This window comes from Pantoea sp. E2023-21 (assembly GCF_051302795.1).
Classification (GTDB): Bacteria; Pseudomonadota; Gammaproteobacteria; order Enterobacterales; family Enterobacteriaceae; genus Pantoea; species Pantoea ludwigii_A.
Map to the genome: position 1 here is coordinate 3,909,294 of NZ_CP195344.1, position 20,661 is coordinate 3,929,954.

At 53.8% G+C, this 20,661-nt stretch carries 18 protein-coding genes; 15 read left to right on the top strand and 3 right to left on the bottom strand.

The window, feature by feature from the left end; all coding sequences use genetic code 11:
• The first annotated feature begins 2 nt into the window (after positions 1–2).
• Both thrB and thrC read left to right on the top strand, forming a co-directional pair.
• Positions 3–932: a homoserine kinase gene (thrB, locus tag ACRQ84_RS18245; protein ID WP_483817950.1), complete on the top strand. Its 930-nt coding sequence runs from the start codon at positions 3–5 to the stop codon at positions 930–932.
• Positions 933–935: 3 nt separating this feature from the next.
• Positions 936–2,219: a threonine synthase gene (gene thrC, locus ACRQ84_RS18250; RefSeq protein WP_483816777.1), complete on the top strand. Its 1,284-nt coding sequence runs from the start codon at positions 936–938 to the stop codon at positions 2,217–2,219.
• A gap of 178 nt (positions 2,220–2,397) precedes the next feature.
• On the opposite strand, the gene yaaA is transcribed toward thrC, so the two are convergent.
• The gene (yaaA, locus tag ACRQ84_RS18255; protein ID WP_064737627.1) at positions 2,398–3,174 is read right to left on the bottom strand and encodes a peroxide stress protein YaaA; all 777 of its coding nucleotides are present in this window, start codon (positions 3,172–3,174) and stop codon (positions 2,398–2,400) included.
• Positions 3,175–3,387: 213 nt separating this feature from the next.
• On the opposite strand from yaaA, the gene tal reads away from it, so the two are divergent.
• From tal to ACRQ84_RS18270, 3 genes are all read left to right on the top strand, one after another.
• Positions 3,388–4,341, top strand: a complete 954-nt coding sequence (gene tal, locus ACRQ84_RS18260) for a transaldolase (protein WP_064737626.1) — start codon at positions 3,388–3,390, stop codon at positions 4,339–4,341.
• A 120-nt stretch (positions 4,342–4,461) separates the two neighbouring features.
• The gene (mog, locus tag ACRQ84_RS18265; RefSeq protein ID WP_483816778.1) at positions 4,462–5,049 is read left to right on the top strand and encodes a molybdopterin adenylyltransferase; all 588 of its coding nucleotides are present in this window, start codon (positions 4,462–4,464) and stop codon (positions 5,047–5,049) included.
• Between the two features lie 111 nt (positions 5,050–5,160).
• A complete protein-coding gene (locus ACRQ84_RS18270) occupies positions 5,161–6,471 on the top strand; it encodes an MFS transporter (RefSeq protein WP_483816779.1) in 1,311 nt (436 codons plus the stop codon).
• A 29-nt stretch (positions 6,472–6,500) separates the two neighbouring features.
• Here ACRQ84_RS18270 and satP read toward each other — a convergent pair whose 3' ends face one another.
• Positions 6,501–7,061 (bottom strand): acetate uptake transporter, encoded by a 561-nt coding sequence (gene satP / locus ACRQ84_RS18275; RefSeq protein WP_483816780.1) that lies wholly within the window; start codon positions 7,059–7,061, stop codon positions 6,501–6,503.
• A gap of 298 nt (positions 7,062–7,359) precedes the next feature.
• Between satP and dnaK the strand changes: the two genes are divergently transcribed.
• The 4 genes from dnaK to nhaR all read left to right on the top strand — a co-directional run bounded on the left by dnaK (position 7,360) and on the right by nhaR (position 12,854).
• Positions 7,360–9,264, top strand: a complete 1,905-nt coding sequence (gene dnaK, locus ACRQ84_RS18280; RefSeq protein WP_483816781.1) for a molecular chaperone DnaK — start codon at positions 7,360–7,362, stop codon at positions 9,262–9,264.
• Between the two features lie 104 nt (positions 9,265–9,368).
• Complete coding sequence (gene dnaJ, locus ACRQ84_RS18285) at positions 9,369–10,505, top strand: molecular chaperone DnaJ (protein ID WP_064737621.1); 1,137 nt, start codon at positions 9,369–9,371, stop codon at positions 10,503–10,505.
• Positions 10,506–10,737: 232 nt separating this feature from the next.
• Positions 10,738–11,916: a Na+/H+ antiporter NhaA gene (nhaA, locus tag ACRQ84_RS18290; protein ID WP_483816782.1), complete on the top strand. Its 1,179-nt coding sequence runs from the start codon at positions 10,738–10,740 to the stop codon at positions 11,914–11,916.
• 35 nt (positions 11,917–11,951) lie between these two features.
• A complete protein-coding gene (nhaR, locus tag ACRQ84_RS18295; RefSeq protein ID WP_064737619.1) occupies positions 11,952–12,854 on the top strand; it encodes a transcriptional activator NhaR in 903 nt (300 codons plus the stop codon).
• Positions 12,855–12,907: 53 nt separating this feature from the next.
• Here the strand turns inward: nhaR and rpsT are convergent, their stop codons facing one another.
• Entirely contained in the window at positions 12,908–13,171 is a 264-nt protein-coding gene (gene rpsT / locus ACRQ84_RS18300; RefSeq protein ID WP_036619798.1) for a 30S ribosomal protein S20, read from the bottom strand.
• A 318-nt stretch (positions 13,172–13,489) separates the two neighbouring features.
• Between rpsT and ribF the strand changes: the two genes are divergently transcribed.
• The 6 genes from ribF to dapB all read left to right on the top strand — a co-directional run bounded on the left by ribF (position 13,490) and on the right by dapB (position 20,227).
• Positions 13,490–14,428, top strand: a complete 939-nt coding sequence (gene ribF / locus ACRQ84_RS18305; protein WP_483816783.1) for a bifunctional riboflavin kinase/FAD synthetase — start codon at positions 13,490–13,492, stop codon at positions 14,426–14,428.
• Between the two features lie 27 nt (positions 14,429–14,455).
• Entirely contained in the window at positions 14,456–17,275 is a 2,820-nt protein-coding gene (ileS, locus tag ACRQ84_RS18310; protein ID WP_483816784.1) for an isoleucine--tRNA ligase, read from the top strand.
• On the top strand, positions 17,275–17,781 hold the full coding sequence (gene lspA / locus ACRQ84_RS18315; protein WP_064737616.1) for a signal peptidase II: 507 nt from the start codon (positions 17,275–17,277) through the stop codon (positions 17,779–17,781). Before ileS ends, lspA begins: the two co-directional genes overlap by 1 nt.
• Before the next feature lie 3 nt (positions 17,782–17,784).
• Complete coding sequence (gene fkpB, locus ACRQ84_RS18320) at positions 17,785–18,255, top strand: FKBP-type peptidyl-prolyl cis-trans isomerase (protein ID WP_064737615.1); 471 nt, start codon at positions 17,785–17,787, stop codon at positions 18,253–18,255.
• Positions 18,236–19,189, top strand: coding sequence for a 4-hydroxy-3-methylbut-2-enyl diphosphate reductase (ispH, locus tag ACRQ84_RS18325; RefSeq protein WP_064737614.1), 954 nt, complete (start codon positions 18,236–18,238; stop codon positions 19,187–19,189). Before fkpB ends, ispH begins: the two co-directional genes overlap by 20 nt.
• Before the next feature lie 222 nt (positions 19,190–19,411).
• Entirely contained in the window at positions 19,412–20,227 is an 816-nt protein-coding gene (dapB, locus tag ACRQ84_RS18330) for a 4-hydroxy-tetrahydrodipicolinate reductase (protein WP_483816785.1), read from the top strand.
• The last annotated feature ends 434 nt before the right edge of the window (positions 20,228–20,661 follow it).

Consider the following 20,661-nt stretch of genomic DNA (forward strand, 5'->3'; position numbering starts at 1 on the left):
TGATGGTAAAAATTTATGCACCGGCCTCAATAGGTAACGTTAGCGTCGGCTTTGATGTGCTGGGCGCAGCGGTTTCGCCGGTGGATGGCACCTTACTAGGTGACTGCGTTTCCGTGGAAGCTGCCGACAGCTTTAGCCTGGTGAACTCCGGGCGCTTTGTCAGCAAACTGCCGACCAATCCGCAGGAGAACATTGTTTATCAGTGCTGGGAGCGTTTTTGCCAGGCGATTGGTAAGCAGGTTCCCGTGGCGATGACGCTGGAAAAGAATATGCCGATCGGTTCCGGTCTCGGCTCAAGCGCCTGCTCGGTGGTGGCTGGCCTGATGGCGATGAACGAATTCTGTGGCAAGCCGCTGAACGATACCGAACTGCTGGCGCTGATGGGCGAGCTGGAAGGGCGTATTTCCGGCAGCGTGCATTACGATAACGTGGCGCCATGCTTCCTCGGCGGCGTGCAGCTGATGATTGAAGAGAACGGCATTATCAGCCAGGAGGTGCCGTGTTTTGACGAATGGCTGTGGGTAATGGCCTATCCGGGGATTAAAGTCTCTACCGCCGAAGCGCGCGCTATTCTGCCCGCGCAATACCGCAAAGAAGATGCCATCAAACATGGTCGCTTGCTGGCTGGCTTTATTCACGCCTGTCATACGCGTCAGCCTGGGCTTGCGGCTAAACTTATGCAGGATGTTATCGCGGAGCCATATCGCACCAAACTGCTGCCAGGCTTCGCCGATGCGCGTAAAGCGGCGCAGGATATTGGCGCGCTGGCGTGCGGCATTTCGGGTTCCGGCCCGACACTTTTCGCCGTTTGCAACGAGATGGCAACGGCACAGCGGATGGCGGACTGGCTACGCCAGCACTATCTGCAGAATGAAGAAGGTTTCGTCCACATCTGCCGTCTTGATACGGCTGGCGCACGTAAATTGGGATAACGCATGAAACTCTACAACCTTAAGGATCACAACGAGCAGGTTAGTTTTGCTCAGGCCGTTAAACAGGGCCTCGGCTCGCAGCAAGGGCTGTTTTTCCCGCTCGAGCTGCCGGAATTTGAACTGACCGATATCGATGCCATGCTGGAGATGGATTTCGTCAGCCGCAGCAGCAAAATTCTGTCTGCCTACATTGGTGATGAGATTGCCGCGCATCAGCTGGCTGAGCGCGTGAAAAACGCCTTTGCTTTCCCGGCGCCCGTGGCAAAGGTCAGCGAAGATGTTGCTTGTCTGGAACTGTTCCACGGTCCAACGCTGGCATTCAAAGACTTCGGCGGCCGCTTTATGGCGCAGATGCTCTCGTATGTGAGCGGCGCGGATGAGCAGATCACCATTCTGACCGCCACTTCTGGCGATACCGGCGCTGCCGTTGCACATGCGTTTTATGGCATGGAAAACGTGCGTGTGGTGATTCTTTATCCGCAGGGCAAAATCAGCCCGCTGCAGGAAAAACTGTTCTGTACGCTGGGCGGGAACATCGAAACCATCGCGGTTGAAGGCGATTTCGATGCGTGTCAGGCGCTGGTTAAGCAGGCGTTTGATGATGAAGAGTTGAAGAAGGCGATTGGCCTGAACTCGGCGAACTCCATCAACATTAGCCGTCTGCTGGCGCAGATTTGCTACTACTTCGAAGCGGTGGCGCAATTGCCACAAGAGAAACGCAACCAGCTGGTGGTGTCCGTGCCGAGCGGTAACTTTGGTGACCTGACGGCGGGTCTGCTGGCGAAATCGCTCGGTCTGCCGATCAAGCGTTTTATCGCCGCGACCAATGCTAACGACACCGTGCCGCGCTTCCTCGGCAACGGCGCTTGGCAGCCAAACGCCACGGTAGCAACACTATCGAACGCGATGGATGTGAGCCAGCCGAACAACTGGCCGCGCGTGGAAGAGCTGTTCCGTCGCAAAACCTGGCGTTTGACCGATCTGGCGTACGGCGCGGTTTCTGATGAAACCACCCAAACTACCATGCGCGAGCTGGCAGAAATTGGTTATATCTCTGAACCGCATGCGGCAATTGCTTATCGTCTGCTGCGCGATAACTTGCAAGAGGGCGAATATGGCCTGTTCCTTGGCACGGCGCATCCAGCGAAGTTTAAAGAGAGTGTGGACGAGATCCTGGGTCAGGATCTGCCGCTGCCGAAAGAGTTGGCCGAGCGCGCCGATTTGCCGCTGCTGTCGCACAATCTGAAAGGCGATTTCGCCGAGCTGCGGGCGTTTTTACTGAAGTAAGTGCTGACTGGGGTAAGTGCTCGCTGTCCCCCATCCCGGCCTTCCCCCGCAAGCGGGGGAAGGAGATGCTGCCACATGCAGCTTCCAAACTCACATATTGCAGCATCTTCCTCCCCCATTTATGGGGGAGGACCGAGGAGGGGGGCAGCGAGCACAATCCAGGGCAGCGCTTGCTAAACTATTTCTGCTCGCGGCGTTTAAACACCAGCTCATTATCTTTGCTTTCTGCCGCATCAAAGAAATAACCGTCCACATCAAACTTCTTCAGCTGTTCTGGCTTGGTCAGGCGCTGCTGAATCACATAGCGACTCATCAAGCCACGCGCTTTCTTGGCGTAGAAGCTGATGACTTTAAATGTGCCGTTCTTCTCATCCAGAAACACCGGCTTGATCAACTCGGCGTTGAGCTTCTTCGGCTTGATGGCTTTGAAATACTCATCGGATGCCAGATTGATCAGCACCTCATCGCCTTGCTCAGCAATCGCCTCGTTGAGCTTCTCTGTCAGCAGATCGCCCCAGAAGCCGTAAAGGTCTTTCCCGGCCGGATTCGCCAGCTTAATCCCCATCTCCAGACGATAGGGCTGCATTAAATCGAGTGGACGCAGCAAGCCATATAAGCCGGAGAGCATGCGCAGGTGCTGCTGGGCAAAGTCAAAATCGCCGTCGCTGAAGGTTTCTGCCTGCAAACCGGTGTAGACGTCACCTTTGAACGCCAGAATCGCCTGACGGGCATTCTCCAGCGAGAAGGGCGGCTGCCATTGGTTAAAACGGTCGGCATTCAGGTGCGCCAGCTTGTCGCTGATGCCCATCAATGAGCTGATTTGCGCCGGGGAAAGATCGCGCGCCACGTCAATTAATTGGTGTGATTTTTCTAACAGCGCCGGTTGGGTAAAACGTTGAGTCGCCAGCGGGCTTTCATAGTCCAGTGTCTTCGCTGGCGAGATAACCATCAGCATCGTGTACGTCCTCTTTGACCCGCAGGTTTATCAGGGAATTGAAGGGAAAATTGTCGCAAGGAGTGTAGCAAAAAAGCGGCATGGATCGGCAAATCACTGCCATTTGTTAGCGCTATCGTAAAGGGCACTTCGTGGTGTTGCGCCGTCACTTGTGCGTGATATTATCGCAACAGCCTTTTACACCCTGACAGTCAACCTAAGAGAAAGAGAACCATGACGGACAAACTTACTTCCTTGCGTCAGCTGACTACTGTGGTCGCCGACACCGGTGATATCGCGGCGATGAAACTGTATCAGCCGCAAGACGCTACCACGAACCCTTCTTTGATTCTCAACGCCGCTCAAATCCCTGAATACCGCAAACTGATTGACGAAGCTATTACCTGGGCACGTCAGCAGAGCAGCAACAAAGAAGATCAGCTGGCGCTGGTTTCTGACAAGCTGGCCGTCAACATTGGTCTGGAAATTCTCAAATTGATCCCAGGTCGCATCTCGACTGAAGTCGATGCGCGCCTCTCTTACGACACTGAAGCGAGCATCGCTAAAGCGCGTAGCCTGATCAAACTGTACAACGATGCTGGCATCAGTAATGACCGTATCCTGATCAAACTGGCCTCAACCTGGCAGGGCATCCGTGCTGCTGAGCAGCTGGAAAAAGAAGGCATCAACTGTAACCTGACGCTGCTGTTCTCCTTCGCACAGGCGCGTGCATGTGCGGAAGCGGGCGTGTTCCTGATCTCGCCATTCGTTGGCCGTATCCTCGACTGGTACAAGCAGAATACCGACAAGAAAGAGTACGCCGCACACGAAGATCCAGGCGTAGTGTCTGTGGCTGAAATCTACAACTACTACAAGCAGCACGGTTATGAAACCGTGGTAATGGGCGCGAGCTTCCGTAACGTCGGCGAAATCATTGAGCTGGCTGGCTGCGACCGTCTGACCATTTCTCCGGGCCTGCTGAAAGAGCTGGCTGAGAGCGAAGGTACCGTTGAGCGTAAACTGAGCTACACCGGCGAAGTGAAAGCGCGTCCAGCGAAGATGACTGAAGCTGAGTTCTTCTGGCAGCACAACCAGGATCCAATGGCCGTGACCAAACTGGCTGAAGGTATCCGCAACTTTGCCATCGATCAGGGCAAACTTGAGAAGATGATCGCCGAACTGCTGTAAGGTGATGTGCCGTGGCGGCGACCTGCTGCCACGGTTTTACGTTTTTTCCTCACTTCTTGTATTATCCTTTTTACTTCTCACGTCATTTGCTGCCTTGCAGCCAACCACAGCGATAACTCTATGGATACTTTACGTATTGGCTTAATTTCTGTTTCCGATCGTGCTGCTAACGGCATCTATCAGGATCAGGGCATTCCGGCATTAGAAAGCTGGCTCACTGCCGCGCTGGCGACGCCGTTTGAAATTGAAACGCGTCTGGTGCCGGATGAGCAGCCGATGATTGAACAGGCGATCTGCGAGCTGGTCGATGAGCTGTTCTGTCATTTAGTACTCACCACCGGCGGCACCGGACCCGCGCGACGCGATGTCACGCCGGATGCCACGCTAGCCGTCGCCGATCGTGAAATGCCGGGGTTCGGCGAGCAGATGCGCCAAATTAGCCTGCAGTTTGTGCCAACGGCCATTTTGTCGCGTCAGGTTGGCGTGATTCGCAAACAATCGCTGATCCTTAATCTACCGGGCCAGCCAAAATCGATTAAAGAGACGCTGGAAGGGCTTAAAGCCGAAGATGGCACCCTAAAAGTGCCAGGTATTTTTGCCGCTGTACCCTATTGTTTACAGCTATTGGAAGGGCCGTATGTGGAAACCAACCGCGATGTCGTAGCAGCTTTTCGTCCTAAAAGTGCCCGTCGTGAGACAAATAACTAAAAATCGGCGTTTTCAGGCATAAAATCCAGCGGCACTGGTGTGGCAAAAAATTGACGGTATAGTAATCCAATCTTTACATGCCCTTTATTTAGCCTCTGGATACCGTGGATTATGGATACGCACGCAACGCGTCGACTCAACGGGCAGGACTACAAAACCCTGTCGCTGGCTGCCCTTGGCGGGGCACTGGAATTCTACGACTTCATCATTTTCGTTTTCTTCGCCGCGGTGATCGGTGAGCTGTTCTTCCCGCCAGACATTCCTGAATGGCTGCGTCAGGTGCAGACGTTCGCCATCTTTGCTGCCGGTTATCTGGCGCGTCCGTTAGGCGGCATTATCATGGCGCACTTTGGTGACAAAGTGGGGCGTAAAAAGATGTTCAGCCTCAGCATTCTGCTGATGGCGCTGCCCACGCTGGCGATGGGCGCACTGCCCACTTATGCCAGCATCGGCATCGCTGCGCCGTTGTTGATGCTGCTAATGCGTGTGCTGCAAGGCGCGGCCATTGGCGGTGAAGTGCCAGGCGCATGGGTATTTGTCGCCGAACATGTTCCTGAGAAACGCATCGGCTTTGCCTGCGGCACGCTGACGGCGGGCTTAACCGCGGGCATTTTGCTGGGTTCGCTGGTGGCGACCGTGCTGAACACCACGCTATCACCGGCGGCGATTCGCGATCATGGCTGGCGCATTCCCTTCTTCCTTGGCGGCATTTTTGGCCTGCTGGCGATGTATTTACGCCGCTGGCTGCATGAAACGCCGGTGTTCCAGCAGATGCAGCAGCGTAAGGCGCTGGCCGATAAATTGCCGCTGCAAACCATCCTGGCCAGCCACAAGCGCGGCATTGTGATTTCGATGCTGCTTACCTGGCTGCTATCGGCCTGCATCGTGGTGGTGATTTTGATGGCACCGACGCTGATGCAAAAACAGCATGGCATTCCCGCCGCGCTCAGCCTGCAAGCCAACAGTTTCGCTACCATCCTGCTGCTGCTGGGCTGCGTTATCGCCGGATGGCTGGTGGATCGCTTCGGTGCGGCGCGAACCCTGATGGTGGGCTCGCTGCTGCTGGCCGTAGGTAGCTGGAACTTCTTCCATCAGCTTGGCGGCACGCCGCAAATGTTGTTTGTCTGGTATGGCTTAGCGGGATTAAGCGTTGGTGTGGTAGGCGTAGTGCCGTTTGTCATGGTGCGCGCGTTTCCGGCACCGGTGCGTTTTACGGGCATCTCATTCTCTTACAATGTCGCTTACGCGATTTTTGGCGGTCTGACGCCGATTAGCGTGACGCTGATGATGAGCCTGACGCCAATGGCACCGGCATGGTATGTGCTGGCGCTGGCGGTCATTGGCTTTATGGTGGGCATCTGGCTGTGGCACGATAGCCGTCAGCAGCATGCGCAGTTAGATATGTCGCTGCACTCGTCCTAACAAAAACGGAGCCCATCGGCTCCGTTTTTTTATTCGCCAATCGGCAAAATTGTGCGACCAAATTTCTCGTTCAACACCTCGCCCATCGCCAGATAGAACGCGCTTGATCCGCAAATGATGCCTATCCAGCCGGCAAAACGCAGCAGCCCTGCGTTGTCGGTCAGGTGTCCGATCGCCAACAGCGCAAACAGCAGCGTCAGGCTGGCAAAGATAAACTGCAACATTTTCGGTGACTTAAGAGTGCCGAAGAACAGGAATGCGGTGAACACGCCCCACAGCGCGAGGTATGCGCCAAGGAAGTGGCCATCGGCCGCAGCTGCCAGCCCCAGTTTCGGCAGCAGCAGAATGGTCACCAATGTTAACCAGAAGCTGCCGTAAGAGGTGAAAGCGGTGAGGCCGAACGTGTTGCCTTTCTTATATTCCAGCAGCCCGGCAAAGATTTGCGCGATGCCACCGTAGAAAATACCCATCGCCAGGATGATCACATCCATCGCAAACAGGCCGGTGTTATGTAAGTTGAGCAGGATGGTGGTCATACCGAATCCCATCAGGCCCAACGGGGCGGGATTCGCCAGCGTGGTGTTGCTCATAATTCCTCAGAAGCCGCGTTTAAATGTGGTGAGTTGTTTTCGCTACGCAACCGCTGAAGGCCGCGAGGCGCTGCATAATAAGCGGCCTCTTTTTGGCCAACTTTGATCTGAATCGACCAGAGAATGAAATTTTTTTTAGTTTTAACCCTTGATGCGCATCGAACCGGCCCCATTTACTTGTCATCGAGCGTTGTGAGGCAGCAAAAAAAGCCTGCTTCAGCAGTTGAAAGTGGTCAGTTTGACCGCATCTCTGTTTCACAACCCTAATTGGCAAAGAATTTAAGTGGGAGATGTTTAGATGGGTAAGATTATTGGTATTGACTTGGGTACAACCAACTCATGTGTTGCAGTTATGGATGGTGGTAAAGCACGCGTGCTGGAAAACGCCGAAGGCGATCGCACCACGCCGTCGATCATTGCGTATGCACAGGATGGCGAAACTCTGGTAGGTCAACCGGCTAAACGTCAGTCTGTGACCAACCCGCAAAATACCCTGTTCGCGATCAAGCGCCTGATTGGCCGTCGCTTCCAGGACGAAGAAGTACAGCGTGATATTAAAATCATGCCATACAAAATCATCGGCGCGGATAACGGCGATGCGTGGCTGGATGTGAAAGGCCAGAAAATGGCACCGCCGCAGATCTCTGCTGAAGTGCTGAAAAAAATGAAGAAAACCGCGGAAGATTTCCTCGGTGAAGCAGTAACCGAAGCGGTTATCACCGTTCCAGCCTACTTCAACGATGCGCAGCGTCAGGCGACCAAAGATGCCGGCCGTATCGCGGGTCTGGAAGTAAAACGTATCATCAACGAACCAACCGCAGCCGCACTGGCTTACGGTCTGGATAAAGGTCAGGGCAACCGCACCATCGCGGTATACGACCTGGGCGGCGGTACTTTCGATATCTCTATCATTGAGATCGATGAAGTTGATGGCGAGAAAACCTTTGAAGTTCTGGCAACCAACGGTGATACCCACCTGGGTGGTGAAGACTTCGATAGCCGTCTGATTAACTATCTGGTGGCCGAATTTAAGAAAGATCAGGGCATCGATTTGCACAACGATCCACTGGCAATGCAGCGTCTGAAAGAAGCCGCAGAGAAAGCCAAGATCGAGCTGTCTTCAGCGCAGCAGACTGACGTGAACCTGCCGTACATCACGGCGGATGCAACGGGTCCTAAGCACCTGAACATCAAAGTGACCCGTGCGAAACTGGAATCACTGGTTGAAGATCTGGTTGCACGTTCTATCGAGCCGCTGAAAGTCGCTCTGCAGGATGCGGGCCTGTCTGTTTCAGACATCAACGACGTCATCCTGGTCGGCGGTCAAACGCGTATGCCAATGGTTCAGGCCAAAGTGACTGAGTTCTTTGGTAAAGAGCCACGTAAAGACGTGAACCCGGATGAAGCGGTAGCGGTTGGTGCTGCGGTTCAGGGTGGCGTGTTGGCGGGTGAAGTGAAAGACGTTCTGCTGCTGGATGTTACCCCGCTGTCGCTGGGTATCGAAACCATGGGTGGCGTGATGACGTCGCTGATCAGCAAGAACACCACTATCCCAACTAAGCACAGCCAGGTGTTCTCGACGGCTGAAGATAACCAGTCTGCCGTGACCATTCACGTGCTGCAGGGTGAGCGTAAGCGTTCAGGCGATAACAAATCACTGGGCCAGTTCAACCTCGATGGTATTCAGTCTGCACCGCGCGGTATGCCGCAGATCGAAGTCACCTTTGACATCGATGCCGATGGTATCCTGCACGTGTCTGCGAAAGACAAAAACAGCGGTAAAGAGCAGAAGATCACCATTAAGGCATCTTCAGGTCTGAACGAAGAAGAGATCGAAAAAATGGTGCGTGATGCGGAAGCTAACGCCGAGTCTGACCGTAAGTTCGAAGAGCTGGTTCAGACCCGTAACCAAGGCGATCAGATTTCGCACAGCACCCGTAAGCAGTTGGACGAAGCGGGCGACAAACTGTCTGCTGACGATAAAGCACCGATCGAAGCTGCGTTGACCGAGCTGAACACGGCGCTGAAAGGCGAAGACAAAGCGGAAATCGAAGCCAAAATGCAGGCGTTGATGGAAGTGTCCAGCAAGCTGATGGAGCTGGCACAGCAGCAAGGTCAAGCCGCTGATGCAGGCGAAGCTTCTGCGAAGAAAGATGACGACGTTGTCGACGCTGAGTTCGAAGAAGTTAAAGACAAAAAATAATTGCCCCTGACCGGGCGCGACGACTGGCCTGACAGCCGTTGAAACCAGCACGGGCGTAGGAGATTTCTCCACGCCCGTGCGATCATGTTAAGGGCAGAACAAATATGGCTAAGAGTGATTTATACGAGATCTTAGGCGTCTCTAAATCCGCTGATGAGCGTGAAATCAAAAAGGCTTATAAGCGCCTGGCGATGAAATACCATCCGGACCGTAATCCGGACAATAAAGAAGCCGAAGCGAAGTTTAAAGAAATTAAGGAAGCCTACGAAATTCTGACCGATGCGCAGAAGCGCGCGGCCTACGACCAATACGGTCATGCAGCTTTTGAACAAGGTGGCATGGGCGGCGGCGGTGGTTTCGGTGGCGGCGGCGGTGCTGATTTCAGCGATATCTTTGGCGACGTATTTGGCGATATTTTTGGTGGTGGACGCCGTCAGCGTGCCTCACGTGGCGCCGATTTACGCTATAACATGGAGCTAACGCTGGAAGAAGCGGTACGCGGCGTGACCAAAGAGATCCGCATTCCAACCCTGGAAGAGTGCGATGTCTGCCACGGCAGCGGCGCAAAAGCGGGAACCAAACCGCAGACCTGTCATACCTGTCATGGTGCAGGCCAGGTGCAAATGCGTCAGGGCTTCTTTACCGTGCAGCAGGCGTGTCCGACCTGTCACGGTCGCGGTTCAGTGATCAAAGATCCCTGCAATGCATGTCATGGTCACGGTCGCGTTGAGCGTAGTAAAACCCTGTCGGTGAAAATCCCTGCAGGCGTGGACACCGGCGATCGCATTCGTCTGACCGGCGAGGGTGAAGCGGGTGAACACGGCGCACCAGCGGGCGATCTATACGTTCAGGTTTCGGTTAAAAAACACCCTATTTTCGAGCGTGAAGATAACAACCTGTACTGCGAAGTGCCGATTAACTTTGCGATGGCAGCATTGGGCGGCGAGATTGAAGTACCGACGCTTGATGGTCGTGTGAGCCTGAAAGTGCCTTCTGAAACGCAAACCGGCAAGCTGTTCCGCATGCGCGGTAAAGGCGTGAAATCGGTGCGTGGTGGTGCAGTAGGTGATTTGCTGTGTCGTGTGGTGGTGGAAACGCCAGTCAGCCTCAACGACAAACAGAAAGCGCTGCTGCGTGAACTGGAAGAGAGTTTTGGTGGCCCGAGCGGCGAGAAAAACAGCCCGCGCTCCAAAAGCTTCCTCGACGGCGTGAAGAAGTTCTTTGACGATTTAACGCGTTAATCCCGTCTGGTTTGCATAACGAAGCGGAGAGGAAACTCTCCGCTTTTTTTTTGTTTCGCCGCCAACGCGTCGCTCCTGATATATGCTCAATTTGCCTGCCGCTTGATGTGCGCCAACAATGCCATCGAAATGTATCGGTATTATCGAGCATTCACTGAGAAATAAGCTGCTTTTAACGAGGTGTTTGAGTCGCTACACTTCTCAGCCTAAATGTCTCTACTCAGGAGGAGTTGTGAACAAACCCCGTTCTATTCGAAGCTTATTGAAAAGCTTTATTGCCAGTGACGCCAGCAACGGTATGGTGCTGATTCTGGCGGCCGTTGCGGCAATGATTCTGGCTAACAGCGCGGAGACCGCTCAAGGTTACCAATCGTTTCTTGCGGAGCCGGTGCAGATTCGCTTTGGCGCATTAGACATCAGTAAAAATCTGCTGCTGTGGATCAACGATGCCATGATGGCACTGTTTTTCCTCATGATTGGTTTAGAAGTGAAACGTGAACTGATCACCGGCGAGCTCGCCAGTCGCGATCGCGCCATTTTCCCGGTCATTGCTGCGCTTGGCGGCATGATGGTGCCGGGACTGATTTTCCTGATGCTGAATCACGGCGATCCTATCGCACGTAACGGTTGGGCGATTCCAACCGCTACCGACATTGCCTTTGCCTTAGGCGTACTGGCGCTGTTGGGCAGCCGCGTGCCGACTGCACTGAAAGTGTTCCTGATGGCGCTCGCGATTATTGATGACCTTGGCGCCATCGTGATTATCGCGCTGTTCTACACCAGCGATCTCTCCGTGCTGTCGCTGAGCGTGGCGGCGGGTGCGATCGTGCTGCTGGCCATTCTTAATCGCTGCGGTGTGCGTAATATCGCCATCTATATGTTGGTTGGTCTTGTGCTGTGGACGGCGGTGCTTAAGTCCGGTGTCCACGCGACGTTGGCGGGTGTCATTGTCGGCTTCTTCGTGCCGCTGGAAGAAAAGAACGGCCATTCACCGGCCGAGCATTTAGCGCATGGCTTAATGCCCTGGGTAAACTGGCTGATTCTGCCGTTGTTCGCCTTTGCCAACGCCGGTATTTCCCTTAGCGGCATTACCTTTATGGATACGCTGTCGCCAGAGCCACTCGGCATCATTCTCGGCTTGCTGATTGGGAAGCCCTTGGGCATCACACTGTTCTGCTGGCTGGCGGTTAAATGGCGGTTGGCGGTATTACCGGCGGGCACCACGATACGCGATATCATGGCGATCGGTGTGCTGTGCGGTATCGGTTTCACCATGTCGATCTTTATCAGCTCGCTGGCCTTTGATGCCGCACATGAGCAACTGGTGACGTTCTCCAAACTGGGGATTCTCAGCGGTTCGCTGCTTTCGGCGATAATTGGTTATACGCTGCTACGAATTAAATTGCGTTAATAGAGGAAGGAGGCGAAAGCCTCCTTTTTTTGCCGATGAATCAGCTCAACTTTAATCATCTCTACTATTTCTGGCAGGTGTGTAAAACCGGCTCGGTGGTGCGCGCGGCGGATGTACTGTGTCTGGCTCCCCAGACCGTTACCGGCCAAATTAAATCGCTGGAAGAGCAGCTGGGCGGCGTGCTGTTTCGCCGTCAGGGACGCGGTTTAGTGCCGACGGAACTTGGGCAGCTGGTGTTTCGCTATGCCGACCGCATGTTCATGCTAAGCCAGGAGATGCTGGATATCGTTAACTACCGCAAAGAGTCGCATCTGCTGTTTGATGTTGGCGTAGCGGATGCGCTGTCAAAGCAACTGGTGAGCAAGGTGCTTGAGGCGGCGGTGGTGGCTGAGGAGAGAATCCATCTGCGCTGCTTTGAATCAACCCACGAGATGCTGCTGGAACAGCTTAGCCAGCACAAACTGGATATGATCCTCTCCGATTGCCCAATTGATTCAACACAGCAGGAAGGGCTGTTTTCGGTCAAGCTGGGCGAGTGCCCCATCAGCTTCTGGTGCAACACGCCTTTGCCGACGCTGCCATTTCCGGCCTGCCTCGAAGAACGTCGCTTGTTGATTCCAGGCCGTCGCTCAATGCTGGGACGTAAGTTGCTGAACTGGATTCATGGCCAGGGCTTGCAGGTGGAGATTCTGGGTGAGTTTGATGATGCGGCTTTAATGAAGGCATTTGGTGCGCTGAACAACGCGATATTTGTGGCTCCCACGCTTTATGGCGGCGAGATTTATCGTGACGACGCCATTCAGGAGATTGGCCGTCTGGATGCGGTAATGGAGGAGTATCACGTCATTTTTGCCGAACGTATGATTCAGCATCCCGCAGTTCAGCGGATCTGCCACCGCGACTTCAGCACGTTATTTACCACTGAATCACAGGCATAAAAAAACCGGCTAAGCGCCGGTTCTTTTTTACAAAGCGATGAACAGACGGGCGATTAAGCCAGTTTGTTGATCTGTGCAGTCAGGTTTGCTTTATGACGTGCAGCTTTGTTTTTGTGGATCAGACCTTTAGCAGCCTGACGGTCCACGAGTGGTTGCATTTCGTTGAATGCGTTCTGCGCAGCAGCTTTGTCGCCTGTTGCGATAGCCGCGTATACTTTCTTGATGAAAGTACGCATCATTGAACGGTTGCTTGCGTTATGCTTGCGACGTTTCTCAGATGTTACGGCGCGTTTCTTAGCTGATTTGATATTAGCCAAGGTCCAACTCCCAAATGTGATCTATATGGACAAATCAAAGGCCGAGGACTATGCCTTTTGCGCCTTCTTATGTCAATGGATTTGTGCAAATAAGCGTCGTTTCAAAAACAACACTCGATTACGTAATTGATGGCGCAGGATTCTACCAGCAACGCGGCGCTGAATACAGTATTTCGCAGCAAAAATCTTCAGATCCTTGCTAAGCAACTGGCCACGCGTGGAATAACCCGCTCCAGAAGCAGGAAAGGCACGTATACGGGTTAACCTAAACGCCATTCAAGGGTATAATCCGCCGATTTCCACCGGTTTGAGTCAGCCATGAAGTTTATCCGCGGTATTTATAATCTGAAAGAGCAGCATCGCGGCTGCGTCCTAACCATTGGCAATTTCGACGGCGTACATCGCGGCCACCAGGCTTTGATGTCGCAACTCATTGCCGAAGGACGTTCTCGCAATCTGCCGGTGGTGGTAATGGTATTTGAGCCACAACCACTTGAGTTATTTGCCGGTGATAAAGCACCGGCGCGCCTTACGCGTTTACGTGAAAAGCTGAAGTATCTCGAACAAGTCGGCGTCGATACCGTTTTGTGCGTACGATTTGAACGACGCCTCGCTGCGCATTCGGCGCAGAGTTTTATTTCTGAATTGCTGGTGGACAAGCTGAACGTCAAGTTCCTTGCCGTCGGCGATGATTTCCGCTTCGGCGCTGGTCGCCAGGGGGATTTCCTGTTATTACAGAAAGCCGGTGCGGAGTATGGCTTTGAGGTCATCAGCACCCAGACATATTGTGATAGCGGCAAGCGCATCAGCAGCACGGCCGTACGTCAGGCGCTGGCGCAGGATGATTTTGCGCAAGCTGAAGCACTGCTGGGCCATCCGTTCAGCATCTCAGGTCGCGTAGTGCATGGCGATGCACTCGGGCGAACCATCGGTTTTCCAACGGCTAATATCCCTTTACGTCGCACCGTTACGCCGGTTAAAGGCGTGTTTGCGGTGGAAGTGTCAGGCCTCGGCGATCAGCCGCTGCCCGGCGTGGCTAATATTGGTACGCGCCCAACGGTAAAAGGTTTACGTCAGCAGCTTGAAGTTCATCTGCTCGACACACATATGAATCTCTATGGGCGTCACATTGAAGTGGTGCTGAAACAGAAGATTCGCGATGAACAGCGTTTCGCTTCGCTGGACGCGCTGAAAGAACAAATTGCGAAAGATGTGGTGACGGCCCGCCAATTCTTTGGGCTAAAAACACCGGTTTAATGACCGAAATACGGAATCGAGAATCTGATGAGTGACTATAAATCTACCCTGAATTTGCCGGAAACGGGGTTCCCGATGCGTGGCGATCTGGCCAAGCGTGAACCGGGAATGCTGCAACGTTGGTATGATGACAACCTGTACGGCATCATCCGCGAAGCCAAAAAAGGGAAAAAAACCTTTATTTTGCATGATGGCCCTCCGTATGCGAACGGCAGCATTCATATTGGTCACTCCGTTAACAAGATTCTGAAAGACATTATCGTTAAGTCGAAAGGCATGGCGGGCTATGACTCGCCATACGTTCCAGGTTGGGACTGCCACGGCTTGCCGATTGAGCACAAAGTTGAGCAGATGATTGGTAAGCCGGGCGAGAAAGTGAGCGCGGCTGAATTCCGTGCGGCTTGCCGTCAATATGCGGCAGAGCAGGTTGAAGGTCAGAAAAATGACTTTATCCGTCTCGGCGTGCTGGGTGACTGGGATCGTCCTTATCTGACGATGAATTTCCAGACCGAAGCCAACATCATCCGTGCGCTGGGTAAAATCATCGGCAATGGCCATTTGCATAAAGGCGCTAAGCCGGTGCACTGGTGCATGGATTGTCGCTCGGCATTGGCTGAAGCCGAAGTTGAGTATTACGACAAAACTTCGCCCTCCATCGACGTCATGTTTAATGCGCTGGATGCAGATGCTGTGCGCGCGCAGTTCGGCGTCACCGCGTCAGAAGGCCCGGTTTCACTGGTTATCTGGACCACCACACCGTGGACCATGCCGGCAAACCGCGGTATCTCACTGCATCCGGAATTTGAATACCAGTTGCTACAGATTGAAGGCCGCAGCCTGATCCTCGCTAAAGAGATGGTCGAGAGCGTGATGAAGCGCGCCGGCATCAGCGAGTGGAACGTGCTGGGCGAATGCAACGGTGCGGCGCTAGAGCTGCAGCTGTTCCAGCATCCGTTCCTTGAGCAGGTTCACTCCAAAGTGGTTCTGGGTGAGCACGTTACTCTGGAAGCCGGTACCGGTGCCGTACATACCGCGCCAGGTCACGGCCCGGATGACTATGTAATCGGGCAGAAATACGGCCTGGAAACCGCCAATCCGGTGGGCCCAGATGGCGCGTATCTGCCAGGCACATATCCAACGCTGGATGGTGTGAACGTTTTTAAAGCCAACGACATGATCGTTGAGTTGCTGAAAGAGAAGGGCGCGTTGCTGCACGTTGAGAAGCTGCTGCATAGCTACCCACACTGCTGGCGTCACAAAACGCCGATCATCTTCCGTGCCACGCCGCAATGGTTCATCAGCATGGATCAGAAAGGTCTGCGTGCGCAGTCGCTGAAAGAGATCAAAGGCGTGCAGTGGATCCCGGATTGGGGCCAGGCGCGTATCGAAGCGATGGTGGCCAACCGTCCGGATTGGTGTATCTCACGTCAGCGTACGTGGGGCGTGCCGATGTCGCTTTTCGTGCATAAAGAGAGCGAGCAACTGCACCCGGATACGCTGGAGCTGATGGAGAAAGTGGCCAAACTGGTTGAGCAGGACGGCATTCAGGCGTGGTGGGATCTCGATCCGCGCGATCTGATGGGCGACGATGCTGACCAGTACGTCAAAGTGCCAGACACCTTAGACGTCTGGTTCGACTCTGGATCAACCAGCTACGCGGTAGTGGATGCGCGTCCGGAATTCGGTGGTCATACGCCGGATATGTATCTGGAAGGTTCGGATCAGCATCGCGGCTGGTTTATGTCTTCTCTGATGATCTCTACCGCGATGAAAGGCAAAGCGCCTTATCGTCAGGTACTGACGCACGGTTTCACCGTTGATGGTCAGGGCCGCAAGATGTCGAAATCGATCGGCAACACCGTGGCACCGCAAGATGTCATGGATAAGCTGGGCGCGGACATTCTGCGTCTATGGGTCGCTTCTACCGATTACTCCGGTGAGATGGCGGTCTCCGATGAAATCCTTAAGCGTGCCGCGGACAGCTATCGTCGCATCCGTAACACCGCGCGTTTCCTGCTGGCTAACCTCGCGGGCTTCAACCCGGCGACCGATAGCGTGAAGCCGGAAGAGATGGTGGTAGTGGATCGCTGGGCGGTTGGCCGTGCGCTGGCAGCGCAGCAGGATATCGTGCACTCCTACGAAAACTACGATTTCCACGAAGTGGTGCAGCGTCTGATGCACTTCTGCTCCATCGAAATGGGCTCGTTCTATCTCGATGTGATCAAAGATCGTCAGTACACCGCGAAAGGCGACAGTCTGGCGCGTCGCAGCTGCCAAACTGCGCTGTGGCATATCGTTGAAGCGCTGGTGCGCTGGATGGCGCCAATCATGTCCTTCACCGCAGACGAGATCTGGGGCTATCTGCCGGGCGAGCGCGCGAAATACGTGTTCACCGAAGAGTGGTATCAAGATTTGTTTGGTCTGGCGGATAACGAAGCGCTAAACGACGCCTACTGGGATGATCTGCTGAAAGTCCGCGGCGAAGTCAACAAGGTGATTGAGCAAGCGCGTAGTGACAAACGCATTGGTGGCGCGCTGGAAGCTACGGTTACGCTGTATGCGGATGCCGAGCTGGCAGCCAAGCTGCAGGCGCTGGGCGATGAGTTGCGTTTCGTCCTGTTAACTTCAGGTGCAACCGTGGCGGATTACGCCACTGCCAATGATGAAGCGCAGCAGAGCGAGTTGTTTAAAGGTCTGAAAATCGCGCTGCACAAAGCAGAAGGTGAGAAATGTCCGCGCTGCTGGCATTACACTGCTGACGTTGGTCAGAACCCGGAGCACGCTGCGGTGTGTGGTCGTTGCTACACCAACGTCGCCGGCAATGGCGAACAGCGGAAATTTGCCTAATGAGTAAAGCGCTCTCTTCAACCGGTTTGCGTTGGCTTTGGCTGGTGCTGGTAGTGATCGCCATCGATTTTGGCAGCAAGATGTGGGTCATGGATAACATGATGCTGCATGAAACGCAGCCGCTGATGCCGTTCCTGAATCTGTTTTACGCGCACAACTACGGCGCAGCGTTCAGCTTCCTGGCGGACAAAGGCGGCTGGCAGCGATGGTTCTTTGCCGGCATTGCCATTGCCATCGTTGTGGCGCTGTTGGTGATGATGTATCGCAACGCTGCCAGCAACAAATTAACCAATATTGCCTACGCGCTGATTATCGGCGGGGCGTTGGGTAACCTGTTTGACCGTTCGTATCACGGCTTTGTGGTCGATTTTATCGACTTTTACGTCGGCGACTGGCACTTCGCGACCTTTAACATTGCCGACTGCGCCATCTGCATCGGTGCGGCGCTGGTGGTACTGGAAGGTTTTCTCAGCCCGAACGGCAAACCGGCTAAACAGAAAGGGTAACTGATGACAGACTTAGTTCAGCGCGATAGCGCGTTGCTGGTGCATTTTACGCTGAAGCTGGAGGATGGCTCGACGGCCGAATCCACGCGCGCCAACGGCAAACCTGCGCTGTTCCGTCTGGGTGATGGCAGCCTGTCGGGCGCGCTGGAACAGCAACTGATCGGGCGTAAAGTGGGCGATAAGCACGCGTTTACGCTGGAGCCGGAAGATGCGTTTGGCGGCACCAGCCCGGATCTGGTTCAGTACTTCTCGCGCCGTGACTTTAACGATGCGGGCGAGCCGGAAGTCGGTGCCATTATGCTGTTCAGCGGACGGGGTGGCAGCGAAATGCCTGGCGTGATTCGTGAGGTTTCCGGCGACTCGATTACCGTGGATTTCAACCATCCGCTGGCGGGTCAGCGCATTCAGTTTGACATTGAAGTGCTGGAGATTGATCCGGTGCTGGAGGCCAACGATGCAAATCCTGTTAGCTAATCCACGCGGTTTCTGCGCAGGCGTTGATCGCGCCATCAGCATCGTGGAACGCGCGCTGGAGATGTACGGCGCGCCTATCTACGTGCGTCATGAAGTGGTGCATAACCGCTACGTGGTAAGCAGCCTGCGCGAGCGCGGCGCGATCTTTATTGAAGAGATCGCAGAAGTGCCGGATAACGCCATTCTGATCTTTTCCGCTCACGGCGTATCGCAAGCGGTGCGCGCTGAAGCGAAAGCACGTAACCTCACTATGCTGTTTGATGCCACCTGTCCGCTGGTAACCAAAGTGCATATGGAAGTGGCGCGCGCCAGCCGTAAAGGCGTTGAAGCGATTCTTATTGGTCACGCAGGGCATCCCGAAGTGGAAGGCACCATGGGCCAGTACAGCAATCCTAACGGCGGCATGTATCTGGTCGAGTCACCGGAAGATGTGTTCAAGCTGAACGTGAAAGATGAGAGCAACCTGTGCTTTATGACACAGACCACGCTTTCCGTCGATGATACCTCGGACGTGATTGATGCGTTGCGTCAGCGCTTCCCGGCAATTATCGGTCCACGTAAAGATGATATCTGCTACGCCACCACCAACCGTCAGGAAGCGGTACGCGTTTTGGCGCGTGATGCTGAAGTGGTGCTGGTCGTAGGATCGAAAAACTCCTCTAACTCGAACCGTTTGGCCGAACTGGCGCAGCGTGCCGGTAAGCTGGCGAAGCTGATTGATTCTGCCGATGACATCCAGGAAGAGTGGGTAAAAGATAAGCAGGTCATCGGTGTCACCGCAGGCGCTTCGGCTCCTGATATTCTGGTGCAGCAGGTGATTCAGCGTCTGCGTGAGCTTGGTGGTGAAGCGGCGATTGAGCTGATTGGCCGCGAAGAGAACATCGTGTTTGAAGTACCGAAAGAGCTGCGTGTCGACGTGCGTAACGTGCAATAAGCGGTTCGCCGCGCAGTAAAATCAGGCCGACATTGTTCGGCCTTTTCTTTGCCTGTCGCTGCAGAAAATCCTACTTCCAGCATGCGGGATTGCTTTTACTGATAATGTTTCGCGGCTGGCATAAAATTCTTATTATCCCTTTATTATTGTGGCGTGACTGTTATCTGACCGTTAACCTGTTTACGCTTTACGTGCATAGATTTGTATCAGGAATGAATAATTATGAGTGAAATCCGCATTGCTATCGTTGGTGCGCCGGGTCGCATGGGACGCAATTTGATTCAGGCTGTACAACAGGCGGAAGGGGTTGCGCTCGGCGCGGCACTGGCGCGTAGCGGTTCGTCGTTGCTCGGCGTTGATGCTGGCGAATTGGCGGGCATCGGTAAAACGGGCGTAATTGTCACTGACGATCTGCACACGGTAGTTAACGACTTTGACGTCCTGATCGATTTTACTCGTCCGGAAGGCACGCTGGACTATCTGGCGTTTTGCCGCCAGCACAATAAAGCGATGGTGATCGGTACCACCGGGTTTGATGAAGCGGGCAAAGCAGCAATTCGCGCGGCAGCGGAAGAGATTGGCATCGTATTTGCCGCTAACTTCAGCGTGGGCGTCAATCTGGTGCTGAACCTGCTACAGCAGGCGGCAAAGGTGATGGGCGACTACGCGGATATTGAAATTGTCGAAGCGCACCATCGCCATAAGGTGGATGCACCCTCAGGAACCGCGTTGGCAATGGGGGAAGCAATTGCCGATGCCATGAACTGGAATCTGGATGAGCACGCGGTGTATGCCCGCGAAGGTCATACCGGTGAGCGTAAAGCGCAAACCATCGGATTTGCTACCGTGCGTGCTGGCGATATCGTGGGTGAACATACTGCCATGTTTGCAGATATTGGTGAGCGTGTCGAGATTACCCACAAGGCTTCCAGCCGCATGACCTTTGCAAATGGTGCAATTAAAGCGGCAAGTTGGTTAAAGAACAAGAAATCTGGCCTTTATGATATGCGTGATGTGCTGGATTTATCGGTGTTGTGAGTGTTGTGAACCATCGTGATGTGGTTATTTCAATCGGTAAGACCTTGATTGACGAGGGCAATGGAATCATTGCCCTTAATTTTATCTAAAAATAAGCATCTTGTTTGTTTTCGTTGTTTAAGCTTCTATTTGTAGTTATTATCTTGTGGTTGTGATGCTTTATGTGGCTAATTTTGACCATTTGGTCAAAAATTTATGCGTGCTAGCACCACTTTGCCATTATCGCCGTAAGGCAATCGATTATTTTTCCGAGTTATCTCACTCTTTTGTCGCCTTTCACCGTTTTTAACATTCAGTTGCCCGAAATATACAAAAAAATAACCACATGGTGTAGACAAGGTGCGGGGCGATCATTAGAATGCGCGCAATTTGCCAAAATTCGAGTACTCAGGCGGGTTTTGCATTGATTCTGGCACTGCTTTTGAATTAATATG